Here is an 18,652-nt window from a genome sequence, read left to right as displayed (position 1 = left end):
GGCGGCGGAGGCGACCGGGAGCGAACGAGGCCGCGCCGCCGTGGCTCACGGGCCAGACCGGCCGGGACGAGGACCGGATCGCCACCCGTCCGGTTTCACGTGGAACCGGACGGGGCCGACGAGCAGGAAGCAGGGCGGGTGGTACGCCTCGGCGTGCGTCCGGGTGGCATCCGCGGTCGGTTCGTGCCCTGGGAGCGCGCGGGGCCGGAAGGGCGCCACCGTGGGTGCTGCCACGTCCTGGCCCGCCCGGGGGTGCCCGCCGGCTCGACGCCCGTGTGGTGCCGAGGACTCTGTCCGCCGTGGTGCGGACTCTGTTCGCCTCCGGCGGCGACGCGGCGGCATCCCCGGCCGACCCTGCCCCTCCCACCGCGCAACCCTGGCCTTCGGGAGTGGCCACCGAGCCGGGACGAAGCCACGGCAGTCAGGCGTGCCGGGCGGAGCGAATTCACCCTGGGGGGAAGCCCATGGGCCGGCGGAGGCCGGAGGGGTCGACCGGGTCACGAGGCGGCCGGCGCGGCGTCCCGGTCCCACGCCCGGCCGCGGCAGCCACGAAGACCTCGCCCACCAGAACACGCACCCCCGACTCGTCCCGCGCGCCCCTCCCTGGGCCTCGAAGTGCTCACATTCTGGTGGCTGGGCCAGCGACCCATCGCTCATCGGTTCGTTAGGTACGAGGGAACCGGTGGGCTGTGTACAACTTCGCCGCCGAGCCGCGAAGTTATCCACAGCGGTTTTCCACAGGCACCCCCCGTTTCACGTGAAACCCCGCGTGAAACGCGGTGCCAGCCTGTGGATGACGCGGGGTGGTGATGGCCTCGGGGGCCTGTGGATAACGTGTGGACAACCGATACGTTGTCGAGCCGGAGAGGGCTGACCGGAGTGGGGGCGAGCGCCTGCGGCCGGCCCGGTGGACCCGTGGGCGGGCGAATCAGGTAGGGACAGCCGTGGCTCGCTCGGTTAGGGTCAGCGTCGTGCACGACACCCCTCCCTCAGTTCCCGATTTCACCTCCTGGCCCTCGTTCCCCTTCGAAGGCGACCTTCAGGTCAAGCACCTCGACGCCCCGGTCGCGGTGGAGCCCCCACGCAAGGGCGAGGGGGCTCAGGAATGCACGGCGTGCGGTGCGCCGGACGACGCGTACATCTGGGTCGGCGAGCGTTGGCGGGTTCGGGCCATGGACCGGCCGACCGGGCTGCCGATGGTGCTGATCCTGGAGGCCCGTTCCCACCTCGACCTCGGCGACCTGCCCAACCTCCTCGCCGCCGAGCTGGGCGTGATGACGGTCAGGCTGGAACGGGCCATCCGCTCCCTCGACGGCGTCGCGCGGGTCCACGTCAACCGCTGGGGTGACGGTTCCGCCCACCTGCACCTGTGGTTCCTGGCCCGGCCGTACGGGCGACTCCAGCTCCGAGGAACGTTCCTGTCGCTGTGGGACTCGATCCTGCCGCCCATCTCCGAGGAACAGTGGCGGGAGAACCTGGCCCTGGTGGCCGCCTGGCTGGCCGATTTCGGCGGCCGCCCGCTGGCCGAGCCGCCCCGCATCCAGTGGCAGGCGCCGTCGAGCATCGCCGCGCAGTCGTCCGCCCCCGCCCCCGCCCCGGACGAGGACGACGCGATCGGGGTGATCGAAGCGGCCGAGGAGATCCCGGAACCGGACGGCGGGGACGCCGCCCCGCCGACCGGTGAGACCGGACGCCACTGACACCGCATGACGGACCGAAATGCGGAAAGGTCAGGCGGGAGGGAAGGTCAGGCGGGACGGGCGGCGGCCCGGCTCACCAACAACCCGAGCAGCCGGCCGAAGTCCAGACCGGCGGCCTGTACCGCGAGCGGTAGCAGCGACGTCTCCGTCATCCCCGGCGAGACGTTGACCTCCAGCACGTGCGGCTGGCCTTCCGCGTCCACGATGAGGTCGACCCGGGACAGGTCGCGCAGCCCGAGCGCGGTGTGCGCGGCCACGGCCACCTGGGCCACCGTGGCCGCGACCTCCGGGTCCAGCCGGGCCGGGGCGTGCCAGGTGGTCCGGCCGGCGGTGTACCGGGCCGCGTAGTCGTACACGCCGTTGCGGGGCACGATCTCCACGGCGGGCAGCGCCTGCGGCCCCTCCCCGAGGTCGACCACCGAGACGGCCACGTCCATGCCGGGGACGTACCGCTCGACGAGCGCCGTCGAGTCGTACGCGAAACAGCCGACCATCGCGGCCGGCAGCGACGCCGCCTCCCGGACCACGGCGGCCCCCAGCCCGGAACCGCCCTGCGCCGGCTTCACCATCAGCGGCAGGCCCAGCCGGTCGACGATCCTGTCCAGCACCGCCACGGCGCCCAGCTCGGAGAATCGGTCGTGCGGCAGCGCCACCCAGTCGGGGGTGGGGATGCCGGCCTCCCGAAGCACCGTCTTGGCCGACGGCTTGTCCCACGCCAGCCGGGACGCGCGGGAGTCACAGCCGACGTACGGGACGTTGCAGAGGTCGAGCACGCCGCGCAGCGAGCCGTCCTCGCCGGTGGCGCCGTGCAGGGCGATCACCACAGCGTCGGGCGGGTCGGCGACCAGCGCAGGCAGCAGGGCGATGTCGGCGTCCCGCAGCTCCGCCTCCACCCCGACGGCCCGGAGCGCGTCGAGCACCCGGCGGCCGGACCGGAGCGAGACGTCCCGTTCGTAGGAGAGCCCGCCGGCAAGCACCAGCACGTGCAACTCGGCGGTGGCGGCGGGCTCGGTCACGGTGATGCGCTCGGCAGGGGTGGAAACCATGCCGGAATCATGCCAAGTCGGGTCCCGGCGCGTCCGCGCCGGCCTGCCCGCGCCGCACCTCGGGACGGCCGACCGTGCCGAACACCCGGCGCATGGCGATGTCCTGCTCCATCACTCCGGCCAGCCGACGCACGCCCTCGCGGATCCGCTCGGGGGACGGGAAGGAGAAGTTCAGCCGCATGTTGCCGGTGCCGGTGCCGTCGGCGTAGAAGCCGGTGCCGGGCACGTACGCCACCCGCGCCGCGATGGCCCTCGGCATCATCGCCTTCGAGTCCAGGCCCTCGGGCAGCGTCGCCCAGACGAACAGGCCACCGGCGGGGTTGGTCCAGGTGGTGCCGGCGGGCATCAGGTCGTCCAGGGCCGCCAGCATCGCGTCCCGGCGCTCCCGGTAGACCTCCCGGTAGACCTTGAGCTGCTCCCGCCACGGCATCGTGCCCAGGTAGGTCGAGACGGCGGCCTGGGCGTACCCGCTGGGGCAGAGGATCTGTGCCTCGCTGGCGATCACCAGCTTGTCGCGCACGGCGTGCGGGGCCAGGATCCAGCCCACCCGCAACCCCGGGGCGAAGGTCTTGGAGAAGGTGCTCAGGTAGAACACCCCGTCGCGGCGGCGGGCCCGCAGCGGGCGCGGGGCGTCACCCTCGAAACCGAGCTGACCGTACGGGTCGTCCTCGACCACCAGCAGGCCGGCTCGTTCGCAGATGTCGAGCACCCGTTCGCGCCGTTCCTCGCTGAGCGTCACGCCCGTCGGGTTCTGGTATGTCGGGATCGTGTAGAGGAACTTCACCCGCCGGCCGGCGCGGGCCAACTCCGCGACGGCCGCCTCCAGCGCCTCCGGGATCAGCCCGTCGTCGTCCATCGGCACGTGCACCACCTGGGCCTGGGCGGCCTGGAACACCCCGAGCGCGCCGACGTAGGTCGGCCCCTCGGCGAGCACCACGTCACCCGGGTCGAGGAAGAGCCGGGCCACCAGATCGAGCGCCTGCTGGCCGCCGACGGTGACCACCACGTCCTCCGGTGACGCCCCGCAGGCCGCGTCGATGCCGGAGAGGGCCATCACCTCGCAGATCCGTTCGCGCAGCTCCAGGGTGCCCTGGCCGATGCCGTACTGGAGGGTGGTGGCCCCGTGCTCGGAGCCGAGCCGGCCGAGCATCTCGCCCACCGCGTCCAGCGGCAGGGCGGCGATGTAGGGCGCGCCTCCGGCGAGGGAGACCACCTCCGGCCGGCTGGCCACCGCGAACAGCGCACGGATCTCCGAGGCGGTCATGCCCCGGACGCGCCGGGCGTACCGGTCGGTGTAGTCGTCGAGCGTCGTGCCGGTCATGACATCACCTCGATCGCGTGTCGGGCGGCTCCCGCCTGCCCGGGTTACCCGGGACGCCGCAGACCATGGCGGCACGGGACGCAGATGGCCCGATGGTAGTCCGGTCGACGGCGATCGGTGCCACGACGTGACCCACGAGTCCACATCCCGGACCGGTGGACCGGCCGGCGGGGCACCCCGGGTGCATTCGCGCGTCCCCTCCCGTAGCGTCATCAGTCGGCGTACGATCGCTCGTCGGGGGCCCGAGGCGGCGTCGTTGCGCGCCGGTCTCGCCTCCGAGCCTATTGTGGGGATGCGCCAATGTCGCGACGTCTGGTCAGCTTGACCCTCGACACCCTCGAAGACCTGCCCCGCACCTGCCGGCAGTGCGTCTACTGGGAGCTTGACCCGGTGTCCGCCGACCGAGCCTGCGCGGCTGGCGACCCGGGGCTGGAAAAGGAGGCCTGGGTCTCCCAGACGCTGCTGGAGTGGGGCTCCTGCGGCAAACTCGCGTACGTCGACGGCATGCCCGCCGGCTTCGTCATGTACGCGCCGCCGGCGTACGTGCCCCGCGCGATGGCGTTCCCCACCTCGCCCGTCTCCGCCGACGCGGCGCTGCTGATGACCGCGTACGTGGTCGCTCCCTTCGCCGGTGGCGGGCTCGGCCGGATGCTCGTGCAGGGCGTGGCCCGGGACCTCACCAAGCGGGGGATCAAGGCGGTCGAGGCGTTCGGCGACGCGAAGTTCGGCGACGACGGTGATCCGCCCGGAAGCTGTGTCGCCCCCGCCGACTACTTCCTCTCGGTGGGCTTCAAGACGGTCCGCGCGCACCCGCGCTATCCCCGGCTGCGGTTGGAACTGCGTACCGCACTGAGCTGGAAGTCCGACGTCGAGTACGCCCTGGAGAAGCTGCTCGGCTCGATGAGCCCGGAGACCCTGCTCCGGCCGGTCCGGCCCGCCCCGGCCACCCGTTCCACCAGCGGCTGACGCCGCACCGATGCCGGATCGGCCGGGATCAGGCAGTCGCCACCCGGCCGGCCGCGACCGCCGCGCGCAGCTCGCTGACGTCGATCGAGCCGGTGGGCACGTCCCGCTCGACCGGGAAGTACATCCGCTGGACGGCGGCCACGATCGCCTCGACGATCCGGTCCCGGAAGCGCGGGTCGATCAGCCGCCCACGGTCCGCCGGGGAGGTCAGGTAGCCCACCTCCACCCGTACCGCCGGCATCCGGGTCAGCCGGAGCAGGTCCCACGTCTTGGCATGGGTCCGGCAGTCCCGCAGCCCCGTCCGGGCCACGATTTCCCGCTGTACCAGCCCGGCCAGCCGCTCACCGGTGGCCGAGGTGACCCCGTTGTCGGTGCCGTAGTGGTAGGTCGCCACGCCCTCGGCCTCCGGATTGGCGTGCCCGTCGGTGTGCAGCGAGATGAACACGTCCGCGCCCAGGGAGTTGGCCAGCTGCGCCCGCTCCATGTCCGGCAGGCAACTCCCCGGCGCCGGCCCCCGGGTCAGCTGCACCCGCACCCCGGAAGCGGCGAGCCGCCCCTCCAGCCTGCTGGCCAGGTCGTGCACCAGGTCGGACTCGGTCCAGCGCAGTGGCCCGTCCGGCACCACCACCCCCGGATCGGTGCCGCCGTGCCCCGGGTCGATGACCACGATCCGGCCGACCAGGGCCGGGCCGGTCTGCCGGATCGCGTCGGACTCGCGCAGCCACTGCGGCCGGCCGCCCACCACCTTGCGCCCCAGGCGCCGCAGCGCCCCCATCGTGTACGGGCCGCAGGAGCCGTCGGGCTTGAGCCCCATCTCCCGCTGGAACTGGGCCACCGCCCGGGAGGTGCGCACGCCGTAGATGGCGTCGGCGCGACCCACGTCGTATCCCATCTCCAGCAGGCGTTCCTGCAGCGATCGGACGTCCTCGCCGATCAGCGGCTCCGGCACCGCGTGGTACAGGGTCCGCGCGCCGAGTCGCCAGCGGGCGGCGTCCAGCGCGCGCCACGTCTCCGCGCCGACCCGCCCGTCCACGCTGAGCCCCCGGGACTGCTGGAACGCCCGGACCGCGCGCTCGGTCGCGGCGTCGAAATCGTCGTCGTCGCCCGTGGGCGACGAGGGGAGCAGATCGAGTCCGGTCAGCACACCGCGGATCTCGGTCACCGCCGGTCCCCGGTCACCGGGTCGGATCGGACGCACGCTCGACCCCCTTCGCACGGTTGCCGGCCGGTCGTCCCGCGACGCCGGAGGCGGGCCTACGACCCGGACGGCGACGGGGCGCGGCGTGGCCGACCACCGGACGCCCCCCGGTTGAGGCTATGCGGTCCGGCCCGTCGAGGTGCGGTGTCTGCGCAGGTCAAGGGCCGGGAACCCGAAACCCCCCGCACCCGGGCGGGTGCGGGGGGTTTCGGAACGCGTCGGTCAGAGCGCGGACTGGATCAGCTTTACCAGTTCGCCCTTGGGCTTGGCACCGGCGATGGACCGGACCGGCTCGCCGTCCTTGAAGACGGTCAGGGTCGGCACGGACATCACCCGGTAGGCGCGGGCCGTCTCCGGGTTCTCGTCGATGTTGAGCTTCACGATGCTGACCTGGTCGCCCATCTCGCCGGCGATCTCCTCCAGCAGCGGCGAGACCTTGCGGCACGGCGCGCACCACTCGGCCCAGAAGTCGACGAGCACCGGTTTGTCGGACTTCAACACGTCGGCGGCGAAGCTCGCGTCGGTGACCGCCTTTGTCGCTCCCACTATGACTCTCCTCCAGAACTGCGGTTCGACTCATTCGTCGTTCGGTGCCACGCCGCGCCGGCGTCGCTGGTGCTGCCGGCTCAGGGCTGGATCGTGGCGATGAAGCGCTCGGCGTCCAGGGCGGCGGCGCAGCCCGTGCCGGCGGCGGTGATCGCCTGCCGGTAGGTGTGGTCAACCACGTCACCGGCCGCGAACACGCCCGGGACGCTGGTCCGGGTGCTCGGGGCCTGCACCTTCACGTAGCCCTCGTCGTCCAGCTCGACCTGGTCGCGGAACAGCTCGCTGCGCGGGTCGTGACCGATCGCCACGAAGACGCCGGTGACGTCGAGAACCTTGCTCTCCCCGCTGTGCACGTTGCGGACCCGTACGCCGGAGACCTTTCCGTCGGCGCCGAGGACCTCCTCGACCACGGCGTTCCACTCCACCTTGATCTTGTCGTTGCCCAGCGCCCGCTCGGCCATGATCTTGCTGGCCCGGAACGAGTCGCGCCGGTGGATGATGGTGACCGACTCGGCGAACCGGGTGAGGAAGCTGGCCTCCTCCATCGCGGAGTCACCGCCGCCGACCACCACGATGTGCTGGTTGCGGAAGAAGAACCCGTCACAGGTCGCACAGGACGAGACGCCGTGGCCGAGGTACTCCTGCTCACCCGGCACGCCCAGGGGACGCCAGGCCGAACCGGTGGAGAGGATGACAGCCTTGGTCCGGTATGTGGTCTCGCCGACCCAGACGGTGCTCATCGCGTCGGATCCGACGCTGCCGGTGTCCTTCAGCTCGACCCGGGTCACGTCGTCGGTGAGGAACTCGGCCCCGAACCGCTCGGCCTGCTTGCGCATGTTGTCCATCAGCTCGGGGCCGAGGATGCCGTCGGCGAACCCGGGGAAGTTCTCCACCTCGGTCGTCGTCATCAGTGCGCCACCGGACTGCACGCCCTCGATGATCAGGGGCTTGAGGTTGGCGCGCGCGGCATAGACCGCCGCCGTGTAACCGGCTGGCCCGGAGCCGATGATGATCAGGTTGCGGACCTCGTCCACTGCCGTCTCCCGATGTGTGTGGTCGCCATCGGCGCGCGCACCGATGTCGGTCTGAGTGCCGTCGCCACGCGGACGCCGGCTCCTGACTTGCAGAACGCCATCGTACGAAGTGGGGATTCCCGGGCCGGTCATCCGGTGGGTCAGGTCACGTGGAAGGACAGCAACGCCCGATTCCGTCTCGCCGGGCCCGGCCGGTCACACCGGCCGGCGCACCGCGACCTCACCCTACCCGCGCCCGGTAGCGGGTGTCGGCCCCGGATCCGGGTACGCCGCACTCCGGGCCGCTGACCCACACCCAGCGCGCCCCGGAGGGGTCGACGAAGCGCACCACCAGCGCCGGGGCGCCCCGGAACCGGGCGTAGTCGACCAGGTCGACGGTGAGCGGACCGGCCCCGTGCTCGATGCTGACCGCCGCGAGGCAGGAGTCCAGGGCGCTCCTTGTGGTGAGCCGGTAGAGGCCGTCAGCCGCCGGGAAGCGTTCCCCCTCGGCGGCCGGCGGCGCCGCCGATCCCTGCCCCAACGACTTGACCGGCCCGGTCGGCGGCACGCCGGGGGCCCCGGTGGCCAGCGCCTCCGGCGTCCAGTCGGTGCCGCTGTGCTGCGGGGTGCCGGCCTCGCGGAACGAGTCGTGCGCGCCCCGCGCAGCCCCGGCGGGTTCGCTCACCGCGGTGGTCGACGCGCCGTCGGACTGCGTGGTCTCGGTGACGAACCGGTTGATCCCCAGCCCGATGGCGAACACCGACGCCGTGGCCAGCGCCACCGGCCCGGCGATCCGGGCCCAGCGTCGTCCGCGTCGGCCGGGACCGGCGGTGCCGGTATGCCCGGTCGTCGGCCCTGACCCGCCGGCAGGCCGGCGTGACCCGCCCGACGGCTGGGTCGGGACCAGCACGGGCGGTACGCCGGTCGGGCGGTCGGGGCCGGTCCGGTTCGTGGCGTCCGGCGCGGCGGAGGGGTCGGTGGGCGTGCCCGGGCCGGCGCCGGCCAGCGCGGCGGCGATCCGATCGGCGACCGCGAGCGGCATCTCGGGGGCCGGACCGGCCCAGGCCGCGAGGTCCTCACCGACCTGGGCGAGGGCCGGCACCAACGCGTCGTGGGCCTCGGCCCAGGCCGAGTCCTGCTCGATCAGCCGGGCCACGACCGCCTCGTCCGGCGTGCCGTCGAGCGCACCGCCGAGGTAGTCGGCGAGCAGGTCTTGGTCGACCTCCCTGAACCCGCCGGCCGTCACGATTCCTCCTGGTTGGCGTCGCGCCGGGAGCGCCCCGACCCAGATCGGACGCCCCCCGCCTGCCGAGGGTTCCCCCGGGTGACGACGGGCACGTCCGGCCCGGCCATGCTCCCGTCGGGAACGACGCCCGTTCGCAGGTGGCCGAGGGCCACGGCGAGTCGGGCGCGGCCCCGGGCGCAGCGGCTCTTGACCGTCCCTTCGGCGACGTCGAGGATCCGGGCCACCTCGGCGACGGGGTAGCCCTGCACGTCCACCAGCACCAGCGCGGCCCGCTGCTCGATCGGCAGTTCGGCGAGGGCCTGGCGGACCACCAGAGCGGTGTCGTGGTCCTGGACGGCAGCGGCCGGCTCCACCCCGCCGGTCGCCGGGCCGTCGCCGGGGCCGTACGTCCCGTCCGGCAGCGGCACGGTCGGGTGCGCCTGCCGGCGGCGGATCCGGTCCAGGCAGGCGTTAACCACGATCCGGTGCAGCCAGGTGGTGACGGCGGAATCGCCCCGGAAACGGGCTGCCGCGCGGTGGGCGGAGAGCAGCGCGTCCTGGAGCGCGTCGGCGGCCTCCTCCCGGTCGCCGACCGTCCGCAGGGCCACCGCCCAGAGTCGGTCCCGGTGCCGGTGGAAGAGCTCGGTGAAGGCGTACCGGTCGCCGGCGACGTGGGCGCGGAGCAGCTCCACGTCGCTCGGCCCGATGCCCAGGACGGAGCCGGTCGGAACGGCGACCGGCGGACGGCCGACGCCGTCCACCGGTACGTCTGTGGTCCGCTCGTCGTGGCCGTCCATCACCAGGCCCGCCCGGGGTGGCGACCCGTCGACGGTCGTCGGTTCACGACCCCTGGACCGTGATCTCCTGGACCGTGACCTGGTAGCCCCGGTCGTTCGAGGGCAGCTCGGTGAGCCAGAACAGCAGGAAGCGGTACTTCGCGTCGGCGTCGAAACCGTTGAAGGTCATGGTGGTGCCGTCGTGCTCCTCGAACGGTTGCCCGACCGGGTTCGTCCGGTAGCTCGTGAACAGCGCCTTGTCGCCGGCCGAGGTGGAGGGCGGGTCGGTCTTGCCGGCGAAGAGCTGGGCGGATGCCCCGGTGGCGGAGAGGCTCACCTGCACCGACTTGACCGTGTGCTCCTCGCCGAGGTCGATCCAGACCCCCATGCCGCTCTTGCGGTTGCCGAACTTCGCCTGGGTGTAGGTGTCGGTGTCCCAGCCCGCGTCCTGGTTGCCGTCGATCACCTTCTCGGCGCCGCCCAGCTCGTCGCGGAACTTGCTGTCCGGGTCGATGATGCGCACCTCGCTCACCGAGAGCTTGCGGGTGGTGGCGGCGGCGGGGGCAGCCTCGCTGGCCGGGGCGCTGCTCGACGGCCGGGCCACCGGCTCGGTCTGCGGGGGATCGTCGTCCCCGCCCAGCGCGCTGATCCCGATGAGCAGGCCGACCAAAGCGACCGCCAGCAGTCCGGCGATGCCGATGGCGACCTTCCGGCCGCCCACCGACGCCAGCGGGGACGGCTCGTCGCCGGTCTCCGCGGCGAACCGCAGCGGACCGGCCGGCTCCAGGTACGGCTCCTCCTCGATCGGGATGTCGAGCCGGCCCAGTTCGGCCGCGAGCACGTCCGACGGGGGCGGGGCGATCCCGGCGTCGAGCAGGTCCATCGTCAGGTCGTCGAGGTAGGCCGGCACGCCGGCGCGGACCTGCCTCGGCGCGGCGATCGCGCCGCTGGCATCGCGGACGGCGTCCGGGATGGCGGCCCGGCCGTGCCCGGCGGTGGCGCCGTGCAACGGAGCCTCGGCGTGCGGCCAGTGTCCGGTCAGGGCGAAGTAGAGGATGCCGCCGATCGCCCGGACGTCGTTGTCCTGGCTGTCGGCGCCGTCGGTGCGGGCGTCGGCCAGCACCACCCGACCCTCTTCGCTGATCATCACGGTGCCGGGGTGCATGTTGCCGTGCACCATGCCGGTGGCGTGCACGGCGGCCAGCGCACTGGCCACGGCGTTGCCGATCGCGGTCGTCCGGCCCGGGTCGAGGGGGCCGTCCGCGACCATCTCCCGCAGGGACTGCCCGTCCACCCACTCGCGGACCACGTACGCCCGTTCGGCCTCGTCGATGGCGTCGTAGACGCCGACCAGATTCGGGTGGATCACCCGACTGGCCGCGACGGCCGCCTGGAGCATCTCGGTGGCCGAGTCGCCGCCCGGGTAGCGCAGCACGACCGCGACGGGACGGCGCAGCACCACGTCGACCCCGCGCCAGACCAGCCGGCCGGCGCTGTCGTTGTTGATGTGCTCGACCAGCTCGTACCGCTCGGCGAGGACCTCACCCGCCGTGGGAGCACCGAAGGTCATGATCGGCGGCGCGCTCTCCGCTGCCTCCTGACCCTCGCCGACCTGGGTCACCCGTCCTCCCTCGGTGATCGTGTCGATCGATGGACCCGCGCTGCTGGGCATGTGGCTTCCCGCTCTGCCTGTTGAGGAACCGGCCGACGGTGCCGACGTGGAACGCCTCACTCAGCCGTACCCGTCGAGAGCGACCTTACCCGGGTTGCCCGCCTCCCCGACATGTCATCTTCCCGCCGCACCCGGCGGAGGTGCCGGGACATGCCGGACTCGTCCGGTTACGGCCGTTGTCGGCCACGTTGCTGGCACATGTACTGGCCAATCTAGAGGTTGACCGCAAGTAGTCGTCGTAGGGGCCGGGTCGGTGTGGCGGACCGGTTCTGCCGCCCGGAATCCCCACCCAACGGCCCGTCATGCTCAACCTTTCGGCTGGTTGTCCACAGGCACTTACGGTCGCTGACCCGCGAATCGCTGAGTTATCCACAGGTGTATCCCCAGCCTGATGATCCCCAGTCACCCTGCGTACCAGCCCGGGTGGGAGGTCAGCGGCCGAGGCGGCGCCGGACCATCCCGACCACCTCGGTGATCTCGCGGATCCGCAGCGCCATGGCCAGGCCCAGGTACGTCGCGCCGATCACCACACCGCCGATCACGAGCCGTACGGCGGCAGCCGTCCAGGTCAGCTCGGTCGGGTCGCCGGGCAGCAGTTTGAGCACCAGCCAGCCGACCAGGGCGGCACCGAGGGCGGCGACGAGGGCCTTGCCCATCGTCCGCATGATCCCGCCGAGCCCGATCCGGCCGACCCGGGGGCGCAGCAGCATGGCGGAGATGACCGCCGCCGCCACGTACGACACGGCGTTGCCGAGCATCATGCCGGCCGCGGCGAAGGTGGCCGAGAACGCGGCGAAGAGCCCAACCTGGAGCAGCACTCGCAGGATCACCACCGGGATGTTGACCAGCGCCGGGGTGCGGGTGTCCGGAAGGGCGTAGAAGGCGAAGGTGAAGAGCTGGCTGATCGCGAAGGGGACGAGCCCCAGCGCGGCGACCAGCAGCACGGTGGAGGTGGCGGTGGCGTTCTCGCCGGTGAACGCACCGTAGCGGAACACCACCACCGAGATGGGGCCGGCCAGCACCGCGTAGCAGACCGCGATCGGGGCGAGCACCGCAGTGACCATTCGGGTGCCCCGGGACAGGTCGTCGGTCACATCGCGGTACCGCCCATCCGCGGCGGCGGCACTCATCCGGGGCATCAACGCGGTGATGATCGAGACGGCGATGATGCCGTGCGCCATCATCAGCAGCAGGAAGACGTTGTTGTAGATCAGGATGCCGGCGTTGTCGTCGCCGGCCGCCCGGGTGAGCAGGTTGACCACCACGAACAGGCCGAGCTGGTTGACCGCGACGTAGCAGAACATCCAGGCCCCGAGCTTCGCCAGCTCGCGCAGCCCCAGCTCGCGGAAGTCGAACCGCCACTTCCACCGGAAGCCCACCTTGCGCAGCGCCGGCAGTAGGCCGGCGGCCTGCACCGCCACACCGAGCAGGGTGCCGCCGCCGATCAGCAGGATCCGGCCGGTCCCCATCTCGTCCGGCGGGAGCAGCTTCGCGCCGTAGACCGCGATGTAGAGCCCGCAGGTGCCGATGACCACCAGGTTGTTCAGGATCGGCGCCCACATCGGCGCGGCGAAGTGCCCCCGGGTGTTCAGCACCGCGGCGATCAACGCGCTGACGCCGGTGAAGAAGAGCATCGGCAGCATCAGGTAGGACAGATTGTTGATCAGGCCGGTGTACGCCTCGTCCTTGCCGCCGGCATACAGGGCGGTCAGCACCGGCGCACTGGCCATCGCGAGCAGCGCGGCGGCGGCGAGGGCGAGCACCGCCAGGGTGAGCAGTCGCTGCGCGTACGCCTCGCCGCGGTCCGGGTCGGCCTTGCGCCGGCGCACCAACACCGGGATCAACACGCTGGTCAGCACTCCGCCGAGCAGGAACTCGTACACCTGGTTCGGCAGGAACTGGGCGGTGGTGTAGGCGTTGCCGATCAGACCACCACCGAGCGCGGCCCCGATCATCAGGTTGCGGATGAAGCCGGTTCCCCGGCTGACCAGGCTGCCGATCGCCATCACCGCGCTGTTCGTCGCGGCGCTCGTCTCCGCGACGACCTCCGGCGGGGGCGCGGTCGCCTCCACAGCGGGCTGGTTCAACGGCTCCGCCGAGATGAAGATGGCGTCGTCGGCCGGGGGCCGGCCGCCGCCCTGCGCGGCGTTCGCGCTGCGGTAGAGACCGCCGCTCATCTTCCAGCCTCCATGGGGTACGTCGGAGCCGGGCACCGGCCCGCACCACATGACCATAGTCAACCCCACCGCTGACCCGCGCCCGGCGGATCAGTTCCTCCACCGGCCCGATAGGCTGGCGATCCCATGTCCGAAGCCTCCGCTCCCCACGCCGCTGACCGCCGTGAGCTCACCGCCGCGCAGCGCAACGCCGTCGCCGAACTGCTCCGCGTCTCCCCCGTCGCCGACGAGCTGGGCCGCCGGTTCGCCAAGGCGGGCCACGAGCTGCACCTGGTGGGGGGGTCGGTACGCGACGCCCTGCTCGGTCGACTCGGCGACGACCTGGACTTCTGCACCGACGCCCACCCCGACCGGACCCTGCGGATCATCAAGGGCTGGGCCGAGTCGGTCTGGGAGACCGGCCGCGAATTCGGCACCATCGGCTGCCAGCGCGACGGTCTGCGGCTGGAGATCACCACCTTCCGCGCCGAGGCGTACGACCAGGTCAGCCGAAACCCCGTCGTCGAGTACGGCACCAACCTCGCCGACGACCTGAAGCGCCGCGACTTCACGATCAACGCGATGGCGGTCAGCCTGCCCGAACACCGGTTCACCGACCCGCACGGCGGCCTCGACGACCTCGCGGCCAAGGTGATCCGCACCCCCGGCACCCCCGCCGAGTCGTTCGGCGACGACCCGCTGCGGATGCTGCGGGCGGCCCGGTTCGCCGCCCAGCTCCGCTTCACCGTCCACCCGGACGTGCGGGCCGCGATGGCCCGGATGGCCGCCGACCTCGACCGGATCACCGCCGAGCGGATCCGCGACGAGTTCACCAAGCTGCTCTGCGGCGTGGACCCGATCACCGGGCTGCGGCTGCTGGTCGACACCGAGTTGGCCGACCGCTTCCTGCCCGAGCTGACCGGGCTGAAGCTGGAGATCGACGAGCACGCGCAGCACAAGGACGTCTACGAGCACACGCTCACCGTGGTCAGCAACGCCGTGTCGTACGAGACCGGCGGCTGCGACTTCGTGCTGCGGATGGCCGCGCTGATGCACGACATCGGCAAGCCGGCCACCAAGGCGGTCGGGCCGGACGGCCGGGTCAGTTTCCACCACCACGAGGTGGTCGGCGCCCGGCTCACCAAGGCCCGGATGAAGGCCATGAAGTACCCGAAGGACGTCATCACGCAGGTGGTCAAGCTGGTCGGCCTGCACCTGCGCTTCTACGGGTACGGCCGGGGCGAGTGGACGGACTCGGCGGTGCGCCGCTACGTCACCGACGCCGAGGACCTGCTGCCCCGGCTGCACAAGCTGACCCGCTCGGACTGCACCACCCGCAACCGGCGCAAGGCTGCCGCCCTGGCGGCGGACTACGACGCGCTGGAGGAGCGGATCGCCCGGATCGAGGCCGAGGAGGACCTGGCCCGGGTCCGCCCCGACCTGGACGGCAACGCGATCATGGAACTGCTCGGCGTACCGCCGGGGCCGGTCGTCGGCCGGGCCTGGAAGCACCTGAAGGAGCTGCGCCTGGAGCGCGGCCCGCTGGACCGCGACGAGGCGGAGGCGGAGCTGCTGCGCTGGGCCCACGAGCAGGGCATCACGCCGGCCTGAGCGTGAAAGGGGCCCCGGTCGACGTGATCCGTCGGCCGGGGCCCCTTTCGTCAGCTCAGGCGTCGACCGCGGGCTTGCTGCCGCCGCCTGACTGGGCCGCCCCGAGCTTGCCGAGCAGGCTGGCCAGGTCGATGCCGGTCAGGTCGGTGCCGAGTTGGAGCCCCTGCGCCACGTTGCTCGCCACCGACTTCGTCAGCGAGGACGCCCCGTCGGTGGAGATCACCGTCATCTTGTCGATCGCGCCGATCGGCGCACTGGCCGCCTCGACCACCTTCGGCAGCACCCGGACCAGCAGGTCCAGCACCGCCGCCTCGCCGTACGCGGCGAACGCCTCGGCCTTGCGGGCCATCGCGTCGGCCTCGGCCTGGCCCTTGGCCAGGATGGCCGCAGCCTCGGCCTGTCCCTCCCGCTCGACCGCCTCGGCGATCGCGGAGCGCCGGCGCTGCTCGGCCTCACCCTCCTTGGCGCCCTCGATCGCGTTGGCCTCGGCGAGGGCGGCCCGGCGGGCCCGCTCGCCCTCACCGGTTAGCCGGGACTGCTCGGCGACGGCCTGGGCGGCGGCGATGGTGGCCTGCCGCTGGGCGTCGGCGTTCAGCACGGCCGCGTTGCGGGCCGCCTCGGCCTCCTGCTCCACCTTGTACCGGGCGGCGTCGGCCGGCTTGCGCACCTCGGTGTCGAGCTGGCGCTGCTTCAGCTCGGCGTTGCGCTCGGCCACCTTCTGCTGCTCGGAGAGGATCGCCTGGTCCCGCTCGGCCTGGGCGAGCGGGCCGGCCGCCGCCGACTTCGCCTTCGCGGCGTCGATCTCGGCCTGAATGGCGGCCTGCTTCAGCGACAGGTTCCGGTTCGCCTCGGCGATGGCCTCCTCGGCCAGCAGCCGCTCCTGCTCGGCCTGCTGCCGGGCCCGGGCCTCGGCGATCGATGCGTCCTTGAGCACCCGGGCCGCCTCCGGGCGCCCCAGGTCCCGCAGGTACGACCCCTCGGCCACGATGTCCTGGAGCTGAAAGGTGTCCAGCACCAGGCCCTGGTTGGTCATCGAGTGCTCGGCCTCCTCGGCCACCGCGCTGGCGAACGCCGCCCGGTCCCGGATGACCTCCTCGACGGTGAGCCGCCCGACGATCGAGCGCAGCGCGCCGGCCAGCACCTCTCGGGTGAAGTTGTCGATCTCGTCCTGCTGGTGCAGGAAACGCTGGGCGGCGGCGCGGATCGCGTCCTCGGTGCCGCCGACCTTGACGATGGCGACGCCGTGCAGGTCGGCCCGGATGCCCTGCTTGCTCACCGCGCCCTTGATGCCGACGTCGATGCGACGGCTGGACAGGTCCAGCGACTGGATCTTCTGTACCACCGGCAGGACGAAGACCGACGCGCCGAGAACGACCTTCTGCCCGGAGTTGTCGGTGGACCGTCCGCCGTCGGCGGTGTGCGTGGTCCGGCCCCTACGGCCGGTGACGATGAACGCCTCGTTGGGCCCGGCGACCTTGATCCGGGAGAGCACGAAGAGGAGGAGGAAGACGGCGAGGAGGACCGCGCCGCCGATGGCGATGAGAAGGGGCATGCGACTTCCGCTCCGAGGGGGTGATGGGATTCGGTGGGTCCCTGCGGCAGGGCTCAGTAGGTCTCGACGTACACGCTGGTCTCGCTCAGGGCCTCCACCACGAAGACCCGGGCGCCGACCGGGATCGGCCCGTCGGCGCGGGCGTTGAGCTTCACCGGCTGGCCGGCGACGCGGACCCGGACCTCGCCGTACCCGTCGACCGGCACCGGGGTCACCACCAGGCCGAGCGCGCCGACCAGGTCGTTGCGGGTCGGGGTGGGATCGGTCCGCATGGTGCGGGCCGCCCGGCTGAGCCGGACCGCGACCCAGGCCGTGGGCACCGCCGCCAGCGCACCACCGGCCGCCGCCGCCGCGATCATCCCAGGGGTACGCCCGCCGACCAGCTCGTTGACGATCGCGGCGCCGAAGCCGAACGCGCCGGTGAAGCCGGCGACCGCCTCGACGGAAACCGGCCCGTCGACGTCGGGATGGCCGAACTGGAACAGTTCCGCGCCGAGCAGGGCCAGCGCCAGCACGGCGACGCCCGCCCCGCCGATGATCAGGAAGATGAGCGTCCCCGAGGCCATGAGCTGCACGGTAGCCCCGCCGCGCAAGGTCACCCGGCGGCAGTGCCCACCCCCGGCGGAGGCGGTGGGGCAGAACACGCAGGTGGAGGCCGCGGGGCAGGGGCGCCCCGGTGGAGGCGGGGTCGGTGGACGCTCGGCGCGCGGCGGCGGAGCCGGAATCTTGCCTCGTCGGGCGGCCTGGTCGCGGCGAGGTCGGACCGGGAGGGAAGAATGGGGGTGTGCGCTGGACCGTCCTCGACTCGCCGATCGGCGAGTTCTCCGTGGCCACCGACGACGCGGGGGTGTGCGGCGCGCACTTCGGGCGGGTGGCGGCGGCGGCCGAGACGCCCGGCGACGAATTGTCCGGGCGGGCCGTGGCGGAGCTGCGGGCCTACTTCGCCGGCGAGCTGACCGAGTTCACGGTGCCGGTGGCGGTGCGCCGGGGCTCCGAGTTCGAGCGGGCGGTGTGGCGGGAGATGACCCGCATCCCGTACGGGGAGACGATGACGTACGGGGCGGTGGCCAAGGCCGTGGGGGACCAGGGCGCGGCGCGGGCGGTCGGGGTGGCCTGCAACCGAAATCCGATCCCGGTGATCGTGCCCTGCCACCGGATCGTCGGCGCGGGGGCGAAGCTGGTCGGCTTCGGCGGCGGCCTGCCCCGCAAGGTGACGCTGCTGGAGCTGGAGGCCCGGGTCGCCCTGCAACGCGCCTGGTCGTGACGGGTGGGTCGGCGGGGTCGGCTCAGCCCGTGACGAGGATCGCGACGCCCAGGCCGATCAGCGTCAGCACCGCGATCCCGCCCCCCACGATCCCCGCGACAAGCCCGACCTTCGTACTCCGGTCCATGGCCCGCCTCCACCCCGACGGGACGAGCACCGAGTCAACGAACGAGGTCAGCTCGCGGGAGTCGAACCGGTAGCCGCGCACCAGGCTGCCGTCGTCGTGGCGGCCGACGACCGCACCGTGCCGGAAGTTGATCTGGGTGCCCTTGAAGACGCTTGCGCTCAGGGACGCGCCGATCACCTGCCCGTCGATGCCGAACCGGTAGCTCAGCCTCCGGGTCTCCTGCTGCCGGGTGTAGATCCGTTTCGCGTCGTCGAACCGCAGCACGACGGCGTGCTCGACGGTGAGCCCGCTGCGGTGGAACAGGGTGCGCCAGCGCATGTCGGCCACGGCCAACCCGACCCGCGCGCCGCCCGGAACGGGGGTCACCGCGTACGGGGTGTCGCGGGCCCGGTGCGCGAGTTGGGCGACGATCTGCGAAGAATCCACGGGTTGCTCCTCACTGCCGCGCCGGAGAAGCGGCGCTGGGCGCGAAGCGCGAG

15 protein-coding genes and 1 pseudogene are annotated in these 18,652 nt (G+C 72.6%); 4 read left to right on the top strand and 12 right to left on the bottom strand.

What is annotated here, in order from left to right:
* Nucleotides 1-971 precede the first annotated feature (971 nt).
* Nucleotides 972-1,565, top strand: a pseudogene (locus ABT023_RS00820) (hypothetical protein); the annotation flags it as partial.
* A gap of 182 nt (nt 1,566-1,747) precedes the next feature.
* Here ABT023_RS00820 and ABT023_RS00815 read toward each other — a convergent pair.
* Nucleotides 1,748-2,746 carry a D-alanine--D-alanine ligase family protein gene (locus ABT023_RS00815; RefSeq protein ID WP_350880242.1) on the bottom strand — a complete coding sequence of 333 codons (999 nt, stop codon included), beginning with the start codon at nt 2,744-2,746 and terminating at the stop codon, nt 1,748-1,750.
* Nucleotides 2,747-2,753: 7 nt separating this feature from the next.
* Nucleotides 2,754-4,067, bottom strand: coding sequence for an aminotransferase-like domain-containing protein (locus ABT023_RS00810; RefSeq protein ID WP_350880241.1), 1,314 nt, complete (start codon nt 4,065-4,067; stop codon nt 2,754-2,756).
* A 300-nt stretch (nt 4,068-4,367) separates the two neighbouring features.
* On the opposite strand from ABT023_RS00810, the gene ABT023_RS00805 reads away from it, so the two are divergent.
* On the top strand, nt 4,368-5,033 hold the full coding sequence (locus ABT023_RS00805; protein ID WP_350880239.1) for a GNAT family N-acetyltransferase: 666 nt from the start codon (nt 4,368-4,370) through the stop codon (nt 5,031-5,033).
* A gap of 28 nt (nt 5,034-5,061) precedes the next feature.
* Here ABT023_RS00805 and ABT023_RS00800 read toward each other — a convergent pair whose 3' ends face one another.
* The 7 genes from ABT023_RS00800 to murJ all read right to left on the bottom strand — a co-directional run bounded on the left by ABT023_RS00800 (nt 5,062) and on the right by murJ (nt 13,640).
* Nucleotides 5,062-6,231 carry an N-acetylmuramoyl-L-alanine amidase gene (locus ABT023_RS00800; RefSeq protein WP_350880237.1) on the bottom strand — a complete coding sequence of 390 codons (1,170 nt, stop codon included), beginning with the start codon at nt 6,229-6,231 and terminating at the stop codon, nt 5,062-5,064.
* 222 nt (nt 6,232-6,453) lie between these two features.
* Nucleotides 6,454-6,777, bottom strand: coding sequence for a thioredoxin (gene trxA, locus ABT023_RS00795; RefSeq protein WP_350880235.1), 324 nt, complete (start codon nt 6,775-6,777; stop codon nt 6,454-6,456).
* A gap of 80 nt (nt 6,778-6,857) precedes the next feature.
* A complete protein-coding gene (trxB, locus tag ABT023_RS00790; protein ID WP_350880233.1) occupies nt 6,858-7,811 on the bottom strand; it encodes a thioredoxin-disulfide reductase in 954 nt (317 codons plus the stop codon).
* A gap of 220 nt (nt 7,812-8,031) precedes the next feature.
* Entirely contained in the window at nt 8,032-9,036 is a 1,005-nt protein-coding gene (locus tag ABT023_RS00785; protein WP_350880231.1) for an RsmA family anti-sigma factor, read from the bottom strand.
* Nucleotides 9,033-9,812 carry an RNA polymerase sigma factor SigM gene (sigM, locus tag ABT023_RS00780; protein WP_350880229.1) on the bottom strand — a complete coding sequence of 260 codons (780 nt, stop codon included), beginning with the start codon at nt 9,810-9,812 and terminating at the stop codon, nt 9,033-9,035. The genes ABT023_RS00785 and sigM overlap by 4 nt, the downstream gene beginning before the upstream one ends.
* A gap of 43 nt (nt 9,813-9,855) precedes the next feature.
* Complete coding sequence (locus ABT023_RS00775; RefSeq protein WP_350880227.1) at nt 9,856-11,463, bottom strand: protein kinase family protein; 1,608 nt, start codon at nt 11,461-11,463, stop codon at nt 9,856-9,858.
* A gap of 431 nt (nt 11,464-11,894) precedes the next feature.
* Nucleotides 11,895-13,640, bottom strand: a complete 1,746-nt coding sequence (murJ, locus tag ABT023_RS00770; protein ID WP_350880225.1) for a murein biosynthesis integral membrane protein MurJ — start codon at nt 13,638-13,640, stop codon at nt 11,895-11,897.
* Nucleotides 13,641-13,766: 126 nt separating this feature from the next.
* Between murJ and ABT023_RS00765 the strand changes: the two genes are divergently transcribed.
* Nucleotides 13,767-15,230, top strand: a complete 1,464-nt coding sequence (locus ABT023_RS00765; protein ID WP_350880223.1) for a CCA tRNA nucleotidyltransferase — start codon at nt 13,767-13,769, stop codon at nt 15,228-15,230.
* Between the two features lie 55 nt (nt 15,231-15,285).
* On the opposite strand, the gene ABT023_RS00760 is transcribed toward ABT023_RS00765, so the two are convergent.
* Together ABT023_RS00760 and ABT023_RS00755 are read right to left on the bottom strand one after the other, a co-directional pair.
* Nucleotides 15,286-16,782, bottom strand: a complete 1,497-nt coding sequence (locus ABT023_RS00760) for a flotillin family protein (protein ID WP_350880221.1) — start codon at nt 16,780-16,782, stop codon at nt 15,286-15,288.
* Nucleotides 16,783-16,835: 53 nt separating this feature from the next.
* The gene (locus ABT023_RS00755) at nt 16,836-17,348 is read right to left on the bottom strand and encodes an NfeD C-terminal domain-containing protein (RefSeq protein ID WP_350880220.1); all 513 of its coding nucleotides are present in this window, start codon (nt 17,346-17,348) and stop codon (nt 16,836-16,838) included.
* A 218-nt stretch (nt 17,349-17,566) separates the two neighbouring features.
* Here ABT023_RS00755 and ABT023_RS00750 point away from each other — a divergent pair, with 218 nt between their 5' ends.
* Nucleotides 17,567-18,046 carry a methylated-DNA--[protein]-cysteine S-methyltransferase gene (locus ABT023_RS00750; RefSeq protein WP_350880218.1) on the top strand — a complete coding sequence of 160 codons (480 nt, stop codon included), beginning with the start codon at nt 17,567-17,569 and terminating at the stop codon, nt 18,044-18,046.
* Nucleotides 18,047-18,068: 22 nt separating this feature from the next.
* On the opposite strand, the gene ABT023_RS00745 is transcribed toward ABT023_RS00750, so the two are convergent.
* Entirely contained in the window at nt 18,069-18,599 is a 531-nt protein-coding gene (locus ABT023_RS00745; RefSeq protein ID WP_350880216.1) for a hypothetical protein, read from the bottom strand.
* Nucleotides 18,600-18,652 lie beyond the last annotated feature (53 nt).

It is taken from the genome of Micromonospora sp. NPDC002296 (assembly GCF_040296145.1).
GTDB lineage: Bacteria > Actinomycetota > Actinomycetes > Mycobacteriales > Micromonosporaceae > Micromonospora.
The sequence above is the reverse complement of the archived record's forward strand: the minus strand, read 5'-3'. Positions and strand labels throughout refer to the sequence as shown.